This window comes from Albidovulum inexpectatum, from assembly GCF_002927635.1.
Taxonomy (GTDB): Bacteria; Pseudomonadota; Alphaproteobacteria; order Rhodobacterales; family Rhodobacteraceae; genus Albidovulum; species Albidovulum inexpectatum.
Genome location: NZ_PRDS01000006.1, coordinates 16,002 through 35,490, shown reverse-complemented (window position 1 = coordinate 35,490; position 19,489 = coordinate 16,002). Strand labels below are relative to the sequence as shown.

General features: G+C 63.7%; 20 protein-coding genes. 4 read left to right on the top strand and 16 right to left on the bottom strand.

What is annotated here, in order from left to right:
* The first annotated feature begins 90 nt into the window (after positions 1-90).
* From LV82_RS10105 to LV82_RS10095, 3 genes are all read left to right on the top strand, one after another.
* Entirely contained in the window at positions 91-498 is a 408-nt protein-coding gene (locus tag LV82_RS10105; RefSeq protein ID WP_104071352.1) for a helix-turn-helix domain-containing protein, read from the top strand.
* Positions 498-770 carry a succinate dehydrogenase assembly factor 2 gene (locus LV82_RS10100; RefSeq protein WP_104071350.1) on the top strand — a complete coding sequence of 91 codons (273 nt, stop codon included), beginning with the start codon at positions 498-500 and terminating at the stop codon, positions 768-770. The genes LV82_RS10105 and LV82_RS10100 overlap by 1 nt, the downstream gene beginning before the upstream one ends.
* A gap of 90 nt (positions 771-860) precedes the next feature.
* On the top strand, positions 861-1,358 hold the full coding sequence (locus LV82_RS10095) for a MarR family winged helix-turn-helix transcriptional regulator (protein WP_104071348.1): 498 nt from the start codon (positions 861-863) through the stop codon (positions 1,356-1,358).
* Here the strand turns inward: LV82_RS10095 and LV82_RS10090 are convergent.
* Positions 1,352-2,041, bottom strand: a complete 690-nt coding sequence (locus LV82_RS10090) for a DUF1194 domain-containing protein (RefSeq protein ID WP_245873138.1) — start codon at positions 2,039-2,041, stop codon at positions 1,352-1,354. The two genes, LV82_RS10095 and LV82_RS10090, sit on opposite strands and share 7 nt — an antisense overlap.
* Positions 2,035-2,463, bottom strand: a complete 429-nt coding sequence (locus LV82_RS10085) for a VOC family protein (RefSeq protein ID WP_104071344.1) — start codon at positions 2,461-2,463, stop codon at positions 2,035-2,037. Before LV82_RS10085 ends, LV82_RS10090 begins: the two co-directional genes overlap by 7 nt.
* Positions 2,464-2,591: 128 nt before the next feature.
* Here LV82_RS10085 and thyX point away from each other — a divergent pair, with 128 nt between their 5' ends.
* Positions 2,592-3,512: an FAD-dependent thymidylate synthase gene (gene thyX, locus LV82_RS10080; protein ID WP_104071343.1), complete on the top strand. Its 921-nt coding sequence runs from the start codon at positions 2,592-2,594 to the stop codon at positions 3,510-3,512.
* A 15-nt stretch (positions 3,513-3,527) separates the two neighbouring features.
* Here thyX and LV82_RS10075 read toward each other — a convergent pair whose 3' ends face one another.
* The 14 genes from LV82_RS10075 to LV82_RS10010 form a co-directional block, all read right to left on the bottom strand.
* Positions 3,528-3,938, bottom strand: a complete 411-nt coding sequence (locus LV82_RS10075; RefSeq protein ID WP_104071656.1) for a c-type cytochrome — start codon at positions 3,936-3,938, stop codon at positions 3,528-3,530.
* A 67-nt stretch (positions 3,939-4,005) separates the two neighbouring features.
* Positions 4,006-4,683, bottom strand: coding sequence for an ABC transporter ATP-binding protein (locus LV82_RS10070; RefSeq protein WP_104071341.1), 678 nt, complete (start codon positions 4,681-4,683; stop codon positions 4,006-4,008).
* Complete coding sequence (locus LV82_RS10065) at positions 4,676-5,956, bottom strand: lipoprotein-releasing ABC transporter permease subunit (RefSeq protein WP_104071339.1); 1,281 nt, start codon at positions 5,954-5,956, stop codon at positions 4,676-4,678. Before LV82_RS10065 ends, LV82_RS10070 begins: the two co-directional genes overlap by 8 nt.
* Positions 5,957-5,972: 16 nt before the next feature.
* A complete protein-coding gene (proS, locus tag LV82_RS10060; RefSeq protein WP_104071337.1) occupies positions 5,973-7,325 on the bottom strand; it encodes a proline--tRNA ligase in 1,353 nt (450 codons plus the stop codon).
* 74 nt (positions 7,326-7,399) lie between these two features.
* The gene (gene recN / locus LV82_RS10055) at positions 7,400-9,043 is read right to left on the bottom strand and encodes a DNA repair protein RecN (RefSeq protein WP_104071336.1); all 1,644 of its coding nucleotides are present in this window, start codon (positions 9,041-9,043) and stop codon (positions 7,400-7,402) included.
* Between the two features lie 39 nt (positions 9,044-9,082).
* The gene (locus LV82_RS10050) at positions 9,083-9,922 is read right to left on the bottom strand and encodes an outer membrane protein assembly factor BamD (protein WP_104071335.1); all 840 of its coding nucleotides are present in this window, start codon (positions 9,920-9,922) and stop codon (positions 9,083-9,085) included.
* 126 nt (positions 9,923-10,048) lie between these two features.
* A complete protein-coding gene (lpxC, locus tag LV82_RS10045; protein ID WP_104071333.1) occupies positions 10,049-10,972 on the bottom strand; it encodes a UDP-3-O-acyl-N-acetylglucosamine deacetylase in 924 nt (307 codons plus the stop codon).
* A gap of 212 nt (positions 10,973-11,184) precedes the next feature.
* On the bottom strand, positions 11,185-12,798 hold the full coding sequence (gene ftsZ / locus LV82_RS10040) for a cell division protein FtsZ (protein WP_104071332.1): 1,614 nt from the start codon (positions 12,796-12,798) through the stop codon (positions 11,185-11,187).
* A 170-nt stretch (positions 12,799-12,968) separates the two neighbouring features.
* Positions 12,969-14,300, bottom strand: a complete 1,332-nt coding sequence (gene ftsA / locus LV82_RS10035; protein WP_104071330.1) for a cell division protein FtsA — start codon at positions 14,298-14,300, stop codon at positions 12,969-12,971.
* Complete coding sequence (locus tag LV82_RS10030; protein ID WP_104071328.1) at positions 14,297-15,193, bottom strand: cell division protein FtsQ/DivIB; 897 nt, start codon at positions 15,191-15,193, stop codon at positions 14,297-14,299. Before LV82_RS10030 ends, ftsA begins: the two co-directional genes overlap by 4 nt.
* Positions 15,181-16,101 carry a D-alanine--D-alanine ligase gene (locus tag LV82_RS10025; protein ID WP_104071326.1) on the bottom strand — a complete coding sequence of 307 codons (921 nt, stop codon included), beginning with the start codon at positions 16,099-16,101 and terminating at the stop codon, positions 15,181-15,183. The genes LV82_RS10030 and LV82_RS10025 overlap by 13 nt, the downstream gene beginning before the upstream one ends.
* Before the next feature lie 32 nt (positions 16,102-16,133).
* A complete protein-coding gene (gene murB / locus LV82_RS10020) occupies positions 16,134-17,120 on the bottom strand; it encodes a UDP-N-acetylmuramate dehydrogenase (RefSeq protein WP_104071325.1) in 987 nt (328 codons plus the stop codon).
* A gap of 98 nt (positions 17,121-17,218) precedes the next feature.
* On the bottom strand, positions 17,219-18,889 hold the full coding sequence (gene ctaD / locus LV82_RS10015) for a cytochrome c oxidase subunit I (protein ID WP_104071323.1): 1,671 nt from the start codon (positions 18,887-18,889) through the stop codon (positions 17,219-17,221).
* Between the two features lie 166 nt (positions 18,890-19,055).
* Positions 19,056-19,454 (bottom strand): c-type cytochrome, encoded by a 399-nt coding sequence (locus tag LV82_RS10010; RefSeq protein ID WP_245873137.1) that lies wholly within the window; start codon positions 19,452-19,454, stop codon positions 19,056-19,058.
* Between the last annotated feature and the right edge of the window lie 35 nt (positions 19,455-19,489).

Below are 19,489 nucleotides of genomic sequence, written 5' to 3'. Positions count from 1 at the left end.
GAGGTGCTTTCCCGGCTTTGCGTCTGTCCCACGCCTGTCTTAAGGTGCCCCCGAACACGCGACAAGCTTTTCACCATCCGGGGCGAAAACATGCAGGACAGGGATACGACCGACACGAACTGGTTCAGCGACGACGCTGCGACCTTTGGCGACCGCCTGGCCGCGGCGCGAGAGGCCGCGGGACTCAGCCAGAGCGATCTCGCCCAGCGGCTTGGGATCCGCAAGAAGACGCTGATCCAGTGGGAAACGGACCGGACCGAGCCGCGCGCCAACCGCCTCCAGATGCTGGCCGGGATGCTGGGCGTTTCGATTCGCTGGCTGCTGACCGGCGAGGGCGAGGGAATCGAGTTGGACGAGGACGGCCAACCCCTGCGGCGGGATGCTGCCGGCGTGATTGCCGAAATCCGCGAGCTGCGGACAGCGCTGGGCACGATCGCAACCCGCCTTGGCCAGCTTGAAAAGCGCCTGCGGGAAACAACGGACAAGGATCTGGCCTGATGACGGAAGATCGGGAAACGCGGCTTCGCAGGATGCGGATGCGCTGCTGGCGTCGCGGCACCAAGGAAATGGACATGATCCTTGGCCCCTATGCGGATGCACATCTTGCCGGCATGAACGACGAAGAGCTGGACCTGCTGGACGATCTGCTGAACGAAAACGACCAGGACCTGTATCGCTGGGTTTCGGGGGTCGATCGGGCGCCGGCGCGTTTCGCAGCCCTGATCGCGCGACTTTCGGACTTTGCCGGGACACGCCACGGCACATCCTGAGGACCGCCGCTTCGGCTTTGACAGGTTTTAACGAAAATTTCGCTCTTTGCCCCGAATCTGACCCCAGATGATGAAATGGCGGAGAGGGTGATGAGCGTGCATTCAGTGCTCGAAAACGGGACCGAGCGGGGCCTGTTCGACTCCTACGTGGAAACGCTGGGCCTGATCGAACGTCTGCATCGGCTGCTGCTTGACGTCATAAAGGATGAATTCGAACGTCTCGGCGAACTGGAGATCAACCCGGTTCAGGCCCTGTTGCTGTTCAATGTCGGTGAAAACGAAGTCACGGCAGGCGAGCTGAAATCGCGGGGCTATTATCAGGGATCGAATGTCAGCTACAACCTGAAGAAGCTGGTTGAAGGCGGCTACATGCACCACGAACGCTGCCAGGTCGATCGACGTGCCGTGCGGGTGCGGTTGACGGAAAAGGGACGCGCCATCCATCGGAAGGTGGCCGACCTTTTCCGCCGCCATGCCGAGTTGATGCAGGCGCGCAATGTCATCGGGTTTTCCACCACCGCCGAGATGAACGCGATGCTGCGCAGGATGGAGCGTTTCTGGACCGACCAGATCCGTTATATCTACTGAACGCGACCGATCACCGGGCCTCGCAGTTCGCGCAACAGCTTGCGCCGCATCGCGTCTTCGAAATCCTCGAATCCGTGCGCCTCGATCACAAAGGCGCCTCGACCTCGGATCACGCTGTTCCGATAATAATCGGCGATGGGTTGTCCATCGGTCGAAATGGCAAGGCCGTTCACGATGACGCTGCCAAGATCGAACGCCCGATAGGCCGATGTGGGCGGAAAGCCGTCGTTGTTGATGCCGTCACCCGACACGTCGAGCTTGGCCGCATCGCATTTCGGTCCGCGGGCGAAAACTCCGGCCGCGTGACCCAAGGCGTAGCCCAGAGCCGTCGGCAGATCCGATCTCTGACGCTGGCTTGCCTGTATGGTTCTGGCGGCTTGCAGCAGATCCTCTGCCCCCCTCACAAGGGTCCAGTCCAGCATCAGATCCTGCTGCCAGCGACCGCTCCACTCGAATGCGGCCAGTGCTACGGGATGGTCCGGGAATGCCAGAAAGGCATCGACCACGTCGGGCGCAAGCAGGGCGTTCGCCAAGCCCTGCCGTTGCAGGTTGTCCTCGAGCTCATCGACCGAGGCGGACACGTCCAGCGCCAGTAGCAGCGCAAGCCGACACTGCGCGCCCGCACCAGTGGCGCCTAGCAAGGCGGCGACAAGCGCCGCCCAGAGGGTCCAGACCCTTACCAATGCCCCGTATTCGGCATGCTCACCCAGGGCTCTGCCGGAGGCAGCGGGTCACCCTTTTGCAGCAATTCGATCGAGATATTGTCCGGTGAGCGGACAAATGCCATGCGCCCGTCGCGCGGCGGACGGTTGATGGTCACGCCATTGGCCTGAAGATGGGCGCAAAGCTCATAGATGTCGTCCACCTCATAGGCGATATGGCCGAAATGCCGACTGTCCGATGGCAGGCCCGGATCACCGTCCCAGTTGTAGGTCAGCTCGATCGGGCATTCGGGCTGCCCGGGCGGCGCCATGAAAACCAGCGTGAAACGCCCCTCTTCGCTGTCATATCTGCGCGTTTCCTCGAGCCCCAGCAGCCTGTAGAAGGCCATGGATTTTTCAAGATCCAGCACGCGGACCATTGTATGAAGGTATCGCAGCCCCATTGCATTCTCCTGTGCGTTGTTACCGGTCCAAGGTAACAGCGGCTCCCGCGCCTTCAAGGTCGCAGCCGCACGCTGTCAATTGTGCCGCGCGATATGCTAACAGCGATTCGAGTAATGGAGGACCGCCGATGACATTGACACCGGAACAGAAGGCCGAGATCGACGCCGAACGTGCCGAACCCCGTCCAACGCTTCGCGCGATCTCGGAAGGGATGGAAAAGCGGCTCTACACGGCCCATCCGGTTCTGGATCATGGTTTTGTCCGCGTCATCGACTACATGGGCAATGATGCGGCGATCTGTCAGGCGGCGCGGGTCAGTTATGGCCGGGGCACCAAATCGGTCTCGAATGACGAGGGTCTCATCCGCTATCTGATGCGGCATTGGCATTCGACTCCGTTCGAGATGTGCGAGGTCAAGTTTCACGTCAAGCTGCCCGTCTTCGTCGCGCGCCAGTGGATCCGCCACCGCACGGCGAATGTGAACGAATATTCCGCGCGCTATTCGATTCTGGACCGCGAATTCTACATTCCCGCACCCGAGCATCTGGCCGCCCAGTCGACCACCAACAACCAGGGCCGAGGAGAGGTTCTGGAGGGCGACGAAGCCGCGCGGGTTCTGCAGATCCTGCGCGAGGATGCGATGCGGTCCTACGACCACTACGAGGAAATGCTGAGCCAGGACGGCAAGAAGGGCCTTGCGCGCGAACTGGCGCGCATGAACCTGCCGGCGAACATCTACACCCAATGGTACTGGAAGATCGACCTGCACAACCTGTTCCATTTCCTGCGTCTGCGCGCCGATGCCCATGCGCAATACGAGATCCGCGCCTATGCCGACGTGATCTGCGACATCGTTCGCGACTGGGTCCCACTGGCCTACAAGGCATTCGAGGATTACCGACTGGGTGGCGCTACCCTGTCGGCCAAGGGGGTCGAGCTGATCCGCCGCCGCCTTGCAGGCGAAGCGATCACGCAGGAGAATTCGGGCATGTCCAAGGGCGAATGGCGCGAATTCGTCGCCCTGTGGGGCGACGCGTTCCAGTCATAGGGCGCGATGCGCGGCCTAGCGCTGCAGGCCGCGCAGATATTCGGCCAAGGCCACCAGATTGGCAGGGGTGGGCGTCACAGTCCCGTCATCCAGCTCGAGCATGACAAGCGGCCCCTCCTGCAGAATCGGACCCAGCTCTGGCATGACCGAACTGCGGTCGCCTCGCCGGGTGTACCCGTCGATGACCGACATCACGCGGACCATCGGGAACGTGCCGCCGTTGCGGGCGGATATCCGTGTCAGATCGGCCGGCATCTTGCCCAGGGCTTGCGCGGCCTCGGGGTCACCGCGGCCATCGGCCCCGTGGCAGGACGCGCAGTACTCCATGTAAAGCGCCCGCCCCGAAACCTGATGCTGCGGAGCGCAGGCAATGATCGCGGCGGCTGTCACCAGCAGCCCCGCGGCAATCACGAATCTGGACGTCATGTCGGCCCCTCCCCTGTTCTTGGTGCGGACATTATGACGCGCAGATCCGACACTGCCTTGATCGACGTCATGCAATTCGACCATCCGACAACCGGACCGTGCGGTCCATCCTGGCCGCCAGTTCCATGTTATGGGTCGCGATCAGCGCGGCAAGCCCGGTTTCGCGCACGACCTGCATCAGGATGTCGAAGACGCGATCCGCCGTCACAGGGTCCAGGTTTCCCGTCGGCTCATCGGCCAGAAGAAGTGCCGGACCATTGGCCAGGGCCCTGCAGAAGGCCACGCGCTGCTGCTCGCCCCCGGATAGCTCGGCGGGGCGGTGTGTGGCACGGTGCCCGACGCCGACCCGTTCCAGAAGGTCCCGCGCACGGTCGAAAGCTGCGCGGCGATCCCTGCCATCCGCCAGTTGCGGCAGGGCCACGTTCTCTTCGGCCGAAAATTCCGGCAGCAGGTGATGGAACTGATAGACAAAGCCGATCTCGCGCCGCCGCACCGCCGTGCGCGCGCGGTCCGACAGGGTCGTGACCTCGCGCCCACCGATCCTGACCTCTCCGGCATCCGCGGTGTCCAGCAGGCCCGCGACGTGCAACAGGGTCGATTTCCCGGCCCCCGACGGCGCGACAAGCGCGACCACCTCGCCCCGGCGGACGTCAAGATCCAGCCCGGACAACACGCGCACCTCGCCCGGCGTGCCCTTCAGATAGGTCTTCTCGATGCCGCGCAGGCTGAGAACCGGATCACTCATATCGCAGCGCCTCGACCGGGTTCATGCGCGCCGCGCGCCGCGCCGGGAAGATCGTCACGACAAAGGACAGGCCAAGCGACAGGATCACGGCGCGCCCGACATCCCATGCCCTCAGTTCCGCCGGCAGACGATAAATTCCCCGGACGGCCGGATCCCATGCGCCGCCGCCGGTCCAGTAGTTGATGGCCGACATGATCGGATCGATGTTTAGCGCCAGCAGACATCCCAGCACCACCCCCGCCAGCGTGCCGATCACGCCCACGAAAGCGCCGCAAAGAAAGAAGATGCGCAGGATCGAGCCTTCTGTCAGCCCCATCGTTCTGAGAATCCCGATGTCGCGGCCCTTGTTCTTGACCAGCATGACCAGACCCGACGTGATGTTCAAAGCGGCAATCAGGACGATCAGCGACAGGATGACGAACATCACGTCATCTTCGATCGAAAGGGCGTTCAGAAAGGCGCTTGATGCGTCCTTCCAGGTCCATAGCAATGCACCCTGCCCGGCCGCGGCATAGATCGCGGCCGTATAATCCTCGATCCGTTCGGGGTCTTCGACGAAAATCTCGATCTCGTCCGCCCCGCGTTCGCGGTTGAAGAACGACTCCGCCTCGGCATAGGGCAGATAGATCCGCGTCCGATCAATATCCCACCGCCCGGCCGAGAAGATATAGACGACCTCGTAGGCATTGACGCGCGGGCTGACGCCGAATGCCGTGCGCGCTCCATTGGGCTGGATCAGCTTGACGCGGTCGCCCAGCTTCAGCCCCAGGTCGCGCGCAATGCCGATTCCGATCGCCATGCCCTGATCGAACCGGTCGATATCGCCGAATGCCTGTTCGGAATTGGCAATGCGCGGGATCGCCTTCAGATCGCTCAGCGTGATGCCATAGACCTCGGCCACCGAGGACCGGTCATTCGCCGTGACCATCGCCTGGCCGCGGATGACCGGGGCCGCGCGGGTCACCCCGGGGATCTGGCGGATGCGCTCGGCAATGGCGGGGGCGTCGGGGATGGCGCGGCTGGCCACGCCATCCTCGCCCACCCATGTCGCGCGGCTGACCGACACATGGGCGTTCGAGCCGACGATCGTGTCAACGAACTCGGCGCGGAAACCCGCCCGCACGGCCAGGGTCGCGACCAGTGCCATCACGCCCAGCGCGATCCCGATCAGGCTGATCCAGGTCATCACACTGACGCCGCCTTCGGATCTGCGCGCACGCAGATATCGCCAGGCGATCAGGAACTCGAAACGCGCGAACGGCAAGCTGGCCAAGATCCCTCCCTGCGCCTCAGGCTTCGGCCAGCGCCTTGCCGTAGATCTGCGCGATGCGCTCGACGGCCTTTTCGGGCGGCAGCTCCTGCGACTCGCCCGTGCGGCGGCAGGTCAGTTCGACCACGCCGTTCTTCAGGCCGCGCGGGCCAACCGTGATGCGCCACGGCAGGCCGATCAGATCCATCGTCGCGAATTTCGCACCGGCCCGTTCGTCACGGTCGTCATAGAGCGGGTCGAGCCCGAGCGCCACAAGGCTGTCATGGATGGCGTCACAAGCGGCGTCGGCCTCGGCATCGCCAGTCTTGAGGTTCACGATCCCGCAATGGAACGGAGTCACGCCTTCCGGCCAGATGATGCCCTTGTCGTCATGGCTGGCCTCGATGATCGCGCCGACCAGGCGGCTGACCCCGATGCCATGGCTGCCCATGTGAACCGGCACGCGCTCGCCCTTGTCATTGACGACCATCGCCCCCATGGGCTCGGAATACTTGGTGCCGAAATAGAAGATCTGGCCGACCTCGATGCCACGGGCGCGGCGGCGGCGCTCTTCCGGCACCTGCTGATGGAACAGCGTCTCGTCATGCGTTTCGTCCGTGCGGGCATAGCGCGAGGTGAATTCCTCGAGAATCGCCTGGCATTGCGCGACATCGTCGTAATCGATGTCGCGATTGCCAAAGCGCAGCTCGGTGATCGCCGAGTCATAGAAGACCTCGGATTCTCCGGTCTCGGCCAGCACAAGGAATTCATGGGTGTAATCCCCGCCGATTGGTCCGCCATCGGCCCGCATCGGGATCGCCTGAAGCCCCATGCGTTCATAGGTGCGCAGATAGCTGACCAGATGGCGGTTATAGGCGTGCAGGGCGTCCTCCTTCGTCAGGTCGAAGTTGTAGCCGTCCTTCATGTAGAATTCCCGCCCGCGCATCACGCCGAAGCGTGGCCGCATCTCGTCGCGGAACTTCCACTGGATGTGATACAGCGTCAGAGGCAGATCCTTGTAGGACTGCACATAGGTCCGGAAGATGTCGGTGATCATCTCCTCATTCGTCGGACCATAGAGCATCTCGCGGTCATGGCGATCCTTGAAGCGCAGCATCTCGGGGCCGTAGGCGTCGTAGCGCCCCGATTCCCGCCAAAGATCGGCCGGCTGCAGCGTCGGCATCAGCATCGGGATATGGCCCGCGCGGATCTGTTCCTCGTGCACGATCTCTTCGATCCGCTTCAGCACCTTGTAGCCCAGCGGCAGCCACGAATAGATGCCCGCGGCCTGCTGCTTGATCATGCCCGCGCGCAGCATGTAGCGGTGGCTGACGATCTGCGCCTCGGCGGGCGTTTCCTTGAGGACGGGAAGGAAATAACGGGACAGACGCATCTGGCTCTTGGTCCTTTGGGTGGATTGCTTGTGCTTCGGCTTATGCGAAAGACTGTCGGCAGGCAAGCCGCGCCCTAGGCGTTCAGCAATGCCCGTGCGGCCTGTCTGGCGGCTTCGGTGATCGTGTCGCCCGACAGCATGCGCGCAAGTTCATCGATCCGCGCCTGCGAATCAAGGGCAACGACCGTCGAGGTCGTCATGCCATCGGTCACACGCTTTTCCACGCGCCAGTGATGGGCGCCCCGCGCCGCGACCTGCGGGCTGTGGGTAACGACCAGAATCTGCGCATTCTCGGCCAGTCGTTCCAGCCGACGACCCACGGCATCCGCGGTAGCCCCGCCGACGCCCCGGTCGATTTCGTCAAAGATCATGGTCAGCGTGTCGCCGCCGCGTGCCAGAACGACCTTCAATGCCAGCAGGAAGCGCGACAATTCCCCACCCGACGCGATACGGCTGAGCGGCCCCGAGGGCGCGCCCGGATTGGTCGCCACGGTGAATTCCACCTGATCCATCCCATCCGGCCCCGGATCGGTCTCGGTGATCCGCGTCGTGAAATGCGCCCGGTCCAGCTTCAGCGGCGCCAGCTCCTCGGCGATGGCCGCATCAAGGCGGGCGGCCGCGTCCTTGCGGGCGCGGGACAGCTCCCGTGCGGCGGCGTCATATGAGGCTTCGGCCTCGACCAGCGCGCGCGAGAGGTCGCCCAGCCGCTCTTCCCCGCTGTCGATCACGGCAAGACGCGCGCGCAACGTGTCGGCATGGGCCGCCAGATCGTCGGGCAGGACTCCATGCTTGCGCGCAAGACCGCGAATGGCGAACAGACGCTCTTCGACGGCCTCCATCTCGCGAGGATCGAATGTCAAATCGCGCAGACAATGCTCGACCCCGGACAGCGCCTCGCCCAGTTCGGTGATGGCACGGTCCAGCGCGGCCAGGGGTTCGTTCAGGGCACCCTCGGCGCGGTCGGCCACGCCCTCCAGCCACCGGACCGCATCGGTCAGCAACCGTTCCGCCCCCTCCTCTCCCATCGCCTGGGCGGCGCGGGCGATATCCTCACGGATGCGCTGGCCCGCCTGCATCGCACGGCGACGGGAGTCGAGTTCTGCCTCTTCGCCCGGCTGAGGGGCAAGGCGGTCCAGCTCCTGCACCGCATGGCGCAGAAAATCCTCTTCGGCGCGTAGTGCAGCGATGGCCGCTTCGGCCTCCTCCAGCGCCTTGCGGGCCTGGGCGCGGGCGTTCCATGCGGCCCGAACCGGCGCGGTGTCGAGCCCGCCGAAGGCATCCAGCAGCTGCCTGTGCCCGCGCGGATTCAGAAGCCCGCGGTCATCATGCTGTCCATGCAATTCGACAAGCGTTTCGGACAGCGCCCGCAAGACTTCGCCGGAACTGCGGCGATCGTTGATCCAGGCGGTCTTGCGCCCATCTGCCGTGTTGACCCGGCGCAGGATCAGCTCGTCCGCCGCATCCAGCCCCGCCTCTGCCAGGATCGATCGCGCGGGGTGATCGGCAGGCAGGTCGAACACTGCCGTCACTTCGCCCTGCGATGCCCCGGAACGCACAAGTTCCGCCCGTCCGCGCCATCCCAAGACAAAACCCAGGCAGTCCAGCAGTATCGATTTCCCCGCACCCGTCTCGCCCGTCAGGACGTTCAGACCCGGCTGGAACTCCAGCTCCAGCCGGTCGACGATCAGCATGTCACGGATTTCAAGCGCGCGCAGCATGTCCGCCCCCCGGGCCGCCCCTTGCCACGCCCGGCCCCCTTACAGCCATTCGCCCCGGATCGTCTGGCGATAGATTCGTGCCAGCCAACTGTCACCCTTGGCTTCGGGTTTCAATCCCTGCCCGGTCAGCAACGCATAGCTGTCCTGATACCACTCGGACGCACGGAAATTGTGGCCGAGGATCGCGGCAGCGGTCTGCGCCTCGTCGGTCAGACCAAGAGCCAGATAGGCTTCGACCAGCCGATGCAAGGCCTCGGGAACCTGGGTGGTCGTCTGGAAATTTTCGACCACGACACGGAAGCGGTTGATTGCGGCCGTGTAATGCTTGCGCTTCAGGTAATAGCGCCCGATCTCCATCTCCTTGGCGGCAAGATGGTCGAAGGCCAGATCGAACTTCAGTATGGCCGAGCGCGCATAATCGCTGTCGGGATATTCCTCGATCACCGCGCGCAGCGCCTGCAAGGCCTGAAAGGTCAGGCCCTGGTCCCGGCCGACCTCGTCGATCTGGTCATAATAGGAAAGCGCCAGAAGATACTTCGCATAGGCCGCATCCTCATCGGCGGGATAGGTGTCGATGAAGCGCTGTGCGGCGGCGCGGGCCTCTTCGTATTCGCGGTTCTTGTGATGCGCATAGGCCTGCATGATCAGCGCGCGCTTGGCCCATTCGGAATATGGGTACAACCGCTCGACTTCGGCGAAGTAACGAACGGCGTCTTGCGATCTGCGACTGGTTTCCAGTTCACGCTCACCCATCTGGTAGATGGTGGCGGCGTCGAGAGTCTCGAGATCGACCTCTTGCGGACCGCCCCCACAGCCCGCGACCAGAACGGCCAACACAAGGCCACCGACAAGGTTTGCCGCTCTGACGCCCCGACCCATGCGCGTTACCCTGACCTGTTGTTCCACTTGCCCGCGCGGCTGACATTCCGACCAGCCCGCATCGCCCCGTCTAGCACAGAAGATTTGGGCGCGCAAAACGCCTTTGTCCAGGAAAGACCACGAAGTTCAGGCAACTGCCGGGATGTCGGACGGTGCGACATTCGTGCCGGGCAGACGGCTGAGAAGCGCCGCATCGCAGTCACGCAGCCTATAGGCCGTGGGATCGGCGAACACCGCGCGCAACAGCCTGTTCGTCATGGCATGGCCCGAACGGACGCCAACATAGCGACCGATGATCGGCGCACCCGCCAGGGCAAGATCGCCCAGCGCATCCAGCATCTTGTGACGCACCGGCTCATCAATGCGACGCAGCCCGCCCGGGCTCACGATACGATCACCGTCGAAAACCACCGCGTTTTCCCCGGGACGCCCGCCACGTGCCAAGCCGCGCGCCAGCATCGCCTGCACGTCGGACTGACGGCAGAAGGTCCGGCAATCGGAAAGTTCACGCAGGAACGCCCCGTTCGCGACGGAAAGCCGCCGCTGCTGGCGGCCGATTGCCGCATCGGCGAAATCAATGGTGAAATCGATCTCGGGCATCTCTGAAGGCTCGAGCCGGGCCACCGCTTCGCCCTGCCGGACTTCAACCGGCTTGAGGATTTCGAAGCAGCGCAGGGGCGCGTCCAGACGCCGCAGGCCGCGCGACAGGATTGCGGCCGCGAAGGGCGCCGCGGAACCGTCGAGAATCGGAACTTCCGGACCGTCGAGTTCGACCAGGGCATTGTGCACGCCGCAGCCGGCCAGCGCAGCCATCAGATGTTCGATCGTCGATACCGACACGCCCGAGGCATTCGAGACCAGCGTGCACAAGGTCGCGTCGGTCACGGCATTCCAATGCGCAGGCACCATCGGATCGACGCCGACCACATCGGTGCGACGGAACCAGATACCGTATTCGGCCGAGGCCGGGTGAATCGTCATCCGGACAGGCTCGCCCGTGTGCAGGCCGATGCCGGAGAAGCTCACCGAAGTTCTGATGGTCGTCTGCACGATTACCTCTTTCCGCCACTTGCGGGCTTGTTGCTGGCTTGAGGTAATCAGACGGTGGCGTAAAGCCAACTCACTCTTTGCAACTGTCTGTAACATTCGCCGAAATTGACGGCGAAGGCTTGCCGGCCCGGCGCGGTCACCATGCATCCCCTTGTTCCCCAACAAGAAAACGGCCGGCTTGCGCCGACCGTTTTCCTGAAAATGTGAACCGTTCAGTTTGCCTGGCGACGCAGGAAAGCCGGGATCTCGATCCGCTCCTGATCGGGATCGGGCGTGTTCTCGTCCTCGTAAGAGGTCTGAGGCTGCGCCTGATGACGCATTGGTGGCACATTGCGATGCGACGGTTCGGCCGCGTGCCCCGTCATTCGGTTCAACAGGGTATTGATGCCAAAGCGCGGCTTTTCGGCCGGCCGCGAGACAGGCTGCGGTGCCCGCGTCTGCGCTGCCATAGGGCGCTGCTGAGGAACCTTGTTGACTGCTGCCTGAAGACGCGCAAGTGCCTCGGGCGTGGGCTGACCGGGAGTCCGGGGCCTGGGCGCGACAAGCCCCTGCGCCTCATCCTCGACATGCAGTGGCTCGGGCGCACGATCTTCCTGCGGACGATAGGCAGGGGGCGGAAGATCATCATCAGCGCTCGCATTCGCGTCGAACAGGGTGCGACGCGGTTCTTCGGCCCGCGGCTGGTGCACCGTCTGCGGGGCCGTCTGCGGCGCGGCTTGCGCGGCAGGCGCCGGCTGCGGCTCGGCCTTCGGCGTCGCCTGTTCGGTGCGAACCTCCGGCTGGCTGCGGGACGAAACCGCCGAGGCCGGCAGCGGCTCGGCCAGACGACGACGCGGCGCGGGAACTTCGGATTGCGCAACCGCAGCGTCGATGCCCGTCGCGACGACCGACACGCGCATCATGCCTTCCATCGTCTCGTCCAGCGTCGAGCCGACGATGATGTTGGCGTCCGGATCGACCTCTTCGCGGATACGGTTTGCAGCCTCGTCCAGCTCGAACAGCGTCAGATCCGGGCCGCCGGTGATGTTGATCAGGACGCCCTTGGCGCCCTTCAGGCTGATCTCGTCCAACAGCGGGTTGGCGATCGCCTTCTCGGCGGCCTGGATCGCACGATCTTCGCCGCTGGCCTCGCCCGTGCCCATCATCGCCTTGCCCATTTCGTCCATCACCGAACGGACATCGGCAAAGTCGAGGTTGATCAGGCCAGGCCGGACCATCAGGTCGGTCACTCCCTTGACGCCCTGGTAGAGAACATCGTCGGCCATGGCGAAGGCTTCGGTGAAGGTCGTCTTTTCGTTGGCCAGACGGAACAGGTTCTGGTTGGGGATGATGATCAGGGTATCGACCACCTTCTGCAGCGCCTCGATCCCCTCTTCGGCCTGACGCATCCGGCGCGAGCCTTCAAAATGGAAGGGTTTGGTCACCACCCCGACGGTCAGCACGCCCAGTTCGCGCGCGGCCTGCGCGATGATCGGCGCAGCACCGGTACCGGTTCCGCCGCCCATCCCGGCCGTGATGAAGCACATATGCGCGCCGGCCAGATGGTCCACGATCTCCTCGATCGTCTCTTCGGCCGCAGCGGCGCCGATCGCCGGGCGCGCGCCGGCGCCCAGCCCTTCGGTGACTTTCACGCCGATCTGGATGCGGGTCTTGGCACGGCTTTGCTGCAGCGCCTGGGCGTCGGTATTCGCAACGACGAACTCCACACCCTCCAGCTGCTTTTCGATCATGTTGTTGACCGCATTGCCGCCGGCCCCACCGACGCCGAAAACCGTAATGCGCGGCTTCAGCTCTTCGCGTTCATGGATGGTAAGATTCAATGCCATTGCTCGTCCGCCTGTTCTGTCCGTGGCCTGCCTGACCAAAATTTTCAATTACGTGTGATTCTAGTCACAGATCGCCCTGAGGTCACTAAAAAAACGCGCCCCTGCCACAAAATCTGGGCCGCATTGCGCCCCGTTAAGCGGCATTTCGCCGAAAGCGCAAGATGATGCGGCTACCAGTTATCGCGGAACCATTTCATCGCCCGACGCAACGAACGAACCGGGTAGCGCTCGGCGGGTATCTCGAAATCCCACCATTCGTCCTGCGGGTTCGCCGCGAACAGGCACAGCCCGACGGCCGAGGAAAAGGCAGGCCCCGTGGCCGCCTGCGGCAGGCCCCGCACGCGAAGCGGTCTGCCGAAACGCACGTTCTGGCCCAGGATACGCGTGGCCAGCATGTCCAGCCCCGGGACCTGGCTTGCCCCGCCAGTCAGCACGATCTGCTGGCTGGGAAGCTGGTCAAATCCGGCCGCATCCAGCATCGCACGGGCTTCTTCCAGGATCTCCTCGACCCGGGGGCGCATGATGCCGATCAGCTCGGTCCGGCTGATCTGGCGGCGGTCCTTTTCCCAGTCGCCCGAATCGGCGCCAATCTCGATCATCTCTCGATCGTCCATGCCGGTTGCGTGAACGCCGCCATGGATGGTCTTTATACGCTCGGCCATTGCCATCGAGATCTGAAGTCCCTTGGAAATGTCCGACGTCACATGATCGCCGCCCAGCCGCACGCTGTCTGCAAAGATCATGTGCTTCTTGTAGAAGATCGAAATGCCCGTCGATCCTCCGCCCAGATCGATGCAGGCCGCGCCCAGTTCCTGTTCGTCCTCGACCAGCGAGGACAGCCCCGACACATAGGCCGACGAGGCCAGGCCCGCGATCTCGAGGTCGCAGCGGTTGATGCAGTAGAGAAGGTTTTGCACCACCCGCGCATCGATCGTCAGCAGGTGCATGTCCACCGCCAGGCGATTGCCCACATGGCCACGCGGATCGTTCAGGCCGGTCCGATGATCGATGGCAAAATTTACGGGCTGGGCATGCAAGACTTCGCGTCCCGCACCGAAATCAGGAAGTTCACAGGCAGCAAGCGCGCGCGCGATGTCATGCTCGGTGACCTGACCGTCGGTCAGCTCCACCTCGCCGGCCAGACCATAGCTGCGCGGCCGCGCCCCCGAAAAGGTCGCGATGACGTGATCGACGCGCGTCTGTGCCATCTTCTGTGCCGCCTGCACGGCGGTGCGGATCGCCCGTTCGGTTTCGCCGATCGTCTCGATCTCGCCGAAGCGTACACCGCGCGACCGGGTCGTGGCGGCACCGATGACCCGGAACTGCGACTGGCCGGCCAGCGAACCAAGGCCGTCCTCGCGAGGCTCTTCGGGCCCATCGAATTGCAGCACAAGACAGGCAATCTTCGACGTGCCGACATCGAGAATTGCAATGACGCCGCGCTGCAAGGCCGCGCGCCGCATGTTTCGCATTGCCCTTTGCGACTGGTACAGATCGATCATTGTCCTGTCACCTCGACATCAGAACTGGTGAATTGGGCCACCCTTTCGGGGGCCAGGCGCAGCGTGGGGCGCCCGGGATTGCGCAGGTCGACAACCGAAATCGCGCGCCCCAGCAGATCTTCGGCACGGTCGATCGCCACGACGCGGCGCACGGCCTCGATAGCGCCGTCCTGTGGCAGCAGGATGCGGCGATCGCCATCCAGGACGATATCCCAGCGACGCTCGCCCACGCGGACAAGGCCACGGATCCGCGCGGCGATGGGGCGGGCCGCACGCAGGATCGCCAGCGCTTCGGGCACATGGGCATCGGCCCCTTCGCCTGTGATGACCGGAAGGTCGGGCCTTGCCGTGCGATCAAGCAAGGTCGCAACCCTGTGGCCGGTTTCGTCCAGCATCTCGAGCCCACCTGCCGTGCGCCACAGGATCACGGGCTGGCGCTCGGTGATCTGAACCTGCAGGACGCCGCCCTTGCGGATGGCCAGCTCGGCGCGGGCCACGGCATCGATCCGTTCGATCCGGGCACGCAGGGCATCAAGGTCCAGCCGGAACGAGGACACCGGAAGCTGGAACGGAACCATTTGCCGGATCGCAGAATCGACGGCGGGCGAAGCGCCCTCGACCGCGATCAGGCCGACCATGAATTCCGGCCTATTCTCGAAGCTCTCACGCAGTTCGGACAGGCGTGCGCTCATCGCCTCGCGGCGATCGGCGTCGGACAGCCAGACAATACCGGCCATGAGAACGGCCATGACCGGCATCCCGACCCGGACGGCATGACGAAAAGCCGGGGTCAGCCACAGGCGCTCCATGCGGTAGGCCAAACGCGACGGCGCGGGGTCGCGCGGTACTCGCGGCGCCGACAGCATCGACACCAGGGACTTCAGCGCCCGCATGACGCATCCTCCACAAGCCAGGCGCAGAGGTCGGCAAAGCTCATCCCCTCGACCGCCGCCTGTTCAGGGCTCAGCGAGGTCGGCGTCATTCCGGGCTGGGTGTTGATCTCCAGTATGTACAGCCCGTCCACGCCACGGCTGTCGTCCCAGCGAAAATCGGAGCGTGACAGGCCGCGACATCCCAGCGCCATGTGCGCCCGCAGGGCATAGTCCCGGGCTGCCTCGGCGATCTCATCAGGGATCCGGGCGGGGCATGTATGGCGCGAACCGCCCGGCGCGTATTTCGCATGGTAATCGTACCAGCCTTCCGTGTGGATCTCGGTCACGCAGGTCGCGCGGTCGCCCAGCACGGACACGGTCAGCTCGCGCCCGGGAACATATTGTTCGACCATCAGGGTCTGCGGCATGTCCGGGCCAAGCACCGGAGGCGCGCTGCCCTCATGCACGATATGGATCCCGACCGAGGACCCTTCGTCGTTGGGCTTGACCACGTAGGGCGGCGGCATGATGTGGCGCGCCTCGATTTCATCGCGATGGGCAAGCAGGCTATGCGGCACCGGAATTCCGGCTGCGGCAAAGGCCTGCTTGGCGCGCGCCTTGTCGATGGCCAGGGCCGAGGCAAGAACGCCCGAATGCGTATAGGGGATGCCCAGCCATTCCAGCATGCCCTGAACGCAGCCATCTTCGCCCCAGCGGCCATGCAATGCGTTGAAACAGACATCGGGCCGGATCTCGGCAAGCCGATGGGCAAGGTCGCGGCCGGCATCGACCTCGACCACCTCGTACCCTGCCTCCCGCAGAGCGCGCGCGCATTCACGCCCGCTGGACAGTGACACTTCCCGCTCGGCGGAAAGGCCACCCAACAGCACCGCGACTCTGGAGGCTTGTCTGCTCGACTCGCCTGCCAATTCTGCCTCTGCCCGGCCCCTTTGGCGGGACCTTATCCTTGGTTGTCCGTGTCCGGCTTCAGAACCGGTTCCAGATCTTTTGTTCTGTCATACAGGGGGCCGAAATCGCCCACCCGCATGATTTCCCACTCTAGCGTCAGACCGCTGTTTTGGAAAACCCTTTTTCGCACGGCCTCTCCCAGAGCTTCCAGATCGGCGGCAGTCGCGGTGCCGGTATTGATCAGAAAGTTCGGATGCTTTTCGCTCATCTGCGCACCGCCAAGACGCGCACCGCGCAAACCGGCTTCGTCGATCAGCTTCCACGCCTTCAGATCGTGCGTATCGTCCGCACGCCCGGTCGAGGAATATCCGGCAGGATTGCGGAACGTGGAACCCGCCGAGCGGTCGCGCACCGGCTGGGTCGCATCGCGGCGGGCAAGCTGCTCTTCCATGCGATTGCGAATTGCATCCGGATCGTCGCCCGGGGCCTCGAAAAGTGCCTCGATGATGATCGAGTCCGGCGGAAGATCGGACGATCGATAGGCAAGGCCCAAGTCCCGCGCGTCGATCACGGATTGCGAACCATCCCTGTGCACGACGGTCGCCTCGATCAGCCGGTCGGCGACATAGGTGCCATAGCAGCCGGCATTCATCCGAACCGCGCCGCCGATCGCGCCCGGAATCGTGCGCAGGAAGGACAGATCCAGGCCAGCCTCGGCAGCCTTGCGGGCGACATGGGCATCCAGCGCCGCGGCGCCCGCCCGCACGCGGTTGCCCTCGATCGAAATTGCATTGAAGCCGCGGCCTAGCCGGATGACGACGCCGCGAATGCCGCCGTCACGGACGATCAGGTTCGATCCGACCCCGATGGGAAAGACCGGAATGTCCGGGGGCAGATTGGCAAGAAAGTCGCGCAAGTCCTGCAGATCGGCGGGCTGAAACAGCCAGTCCGCCGGCCCGCCTACGCGCAGCCAGGTCAGATCGGCCAGCGGCCGGCTGGGCGTCAAGACACCGCGAACGGATGGAATCCTGTCATTCATGGCCGCTGGTTAGACCGACGCAGGCATCGTCGCAAGGGCCTGAACGAAAACAGCCCCGGCCAGAAAGCCGGGGCTGCGGGTTCATCCTGCCATCAGGATCAGTGCGCGTGGCTGCGATCCCAGTCCGAAGGCTTGGGCAGCGTTTCGAACGTATGCTCGGGCGGCGGCGAGGGCAGCGTCCATTCCAGCGTATCGGCCCATTCGTTCCAGTAGTTCTTCTCGGTCACGCGACGGCCATACATCAGGGTGTAGGCAACCACGCCAAAGAAGAACACGAAGGAAGCGAAGGACAGGAACGCGCCCCACGACGAGATGTAGTTCCAGAAGGCAAAGGCTTCGGGATAGTCGATGTAGCGACGCGGCATGCCCTGACGACCCAGGAAGTGCTGCGGGAAGAAGGTCAGGTTGGCGCCGATGAACATCATCCAGAAGTGCAGCTTGCCGGCCCATTCCGGATACTGACGGCCCGACATCTTGCCCATCCAGTAATAGATACCGGCAAAGATCGCGAAGACCGCGCCCAGCGACATCACATAATGGAAGTGCGCCACGACATAGTAGGTGTCATGGTAGACACGGTCCACCGGCGCCTGGCTGAGCACCACGCCGGTCACGCCGCCGATGGTGAACAGGAACAGGAAGCCGAAGGCCCACAGCATGGGCGTCTTGAACTCGATCGACCCGCCCCACATCGTGGCGATCCAGCTGAACACCTTGATGCCCGTGGGCACGGCAATCACCATGGTCGCCAGCATGAAATAGCTCTGCTGCGTCAGGCTCATGCCGACGGTGTACATATGGTGCGCCCAGACGACGAAGCCCAGAACACCGATCGCCACCATCGCATAGACCATCGGCAGGTAGCCGAAGATCGGCTTGCGCGAGAAGGTCGCGATAACGTGGCTGATGATGCCAAAGCCCGGCAGGATGATGATATAGACCTCGGGATGCCCGAAGAACCACAGGATGTGCTGGTACAGGATCGGGTCACCACCGCCCGAGGGCTGGAAGAAGGTGGTGCCGAAATTCCGGTCGGTCAGCAGCATCGTGATCGCGCCGGCCAGAACGGGCAGCGAAAGCAGGATCAGCCACGAGGTCACGAAGATCGACCAGGCGAACAGGGGCACCTTGTGCAGGGTCATGCCCGGCGCGCGCATGTTCAGGAAGGTCGTGATCATGTTGATCGCGCCCAGGATCGACGAGGCGCCCGAGACGTGAACGGCAAAGATGGCAAGGTCCATCGACCACCCCGCCTCGTTCGTGGACAGGGGCGGATAGAGGACCCAGCCCACACCCGAACCGAGCTGGTCATTGCCGCCCGGCGCCAGCATGGACGCCACGCCCAGCGCCAGACCCGCAACATACAGCCAGTAGGACAGGTTGTTCATCCGCGGGAACGCCATGTCCGGGGCGCCGATATGCAGCGGCATAAAGTAGTTGCCGAAGCCGCCGAAGAGCGCCGGGATCACGACGAAGAACATCATCAGGACGCCGTGATAGGTGATCATCACGTTCCACAGATGCCCGTTCGGCGTGCACGGCGCGTCGGATGCGATGAAGCGCGCGCCTTCCAGGCACATGTACTGCACACCCGGCTCCATCAGCTCGAGCCGCATGTACACGGTGAACAGAACCGAGATCAGGCCCGCGATGGCGGACGTGACCAGATAGAGAATACCGATGTCCTTGTGGTTGGTGGACATGAACCAGCGGGTAAAGAACCCGGGTCTGGCATGTTCACCATGACCATGAATGGCTGCGTCGGCCATGTTTTTCTCCCATTCCAAGCACGGAGGTGCCGACCGGATCGGCCCGCACCGCGATTGCCCCCGTAATACTGACCGCATTCAGTTAGGGCAATCCGTCATGCCGATGGAAAGGGGAAAAATTGACGCAGCAAGGCGGCCCGGACGACATGGCCCGGGCCTCCATGGATTACTGCGCGCTCACCGAGGCGAGATAGGCCGCAATGTCCTCCTGCCCCTTGTTCAGCTTGAACGACATCTTCGACTTGACGCCGGCATCGCCGGTCTTTTCCACCAGCCATGCCTTGGGGTCGGTGATATAGGCAGCCAGCTCGGCCTCGTCCCAGACCAGGCCCGTTTCCCCCACGGCCTTGATCGAATCGCCGTAATTGAAGTCGGTCGAGGCGACCTGACGCCCGATGACCCCGTACAGGTTCGGACCCGTCTTGCCGCCCTTGACGATCGCCGTTCCATCATCGGCCACGATCGCATGGCAGGCTTTGCACTTCTTGAAGTCCTTTTCACCCTTTGCGGCATCGCCGGCAGCAAGGGCGGGCGATACCAGCGTCAGCCCTGTGACGACTGCCATCGAAAGAAGTCTTGCGGCATTCATGAATGCTCTCT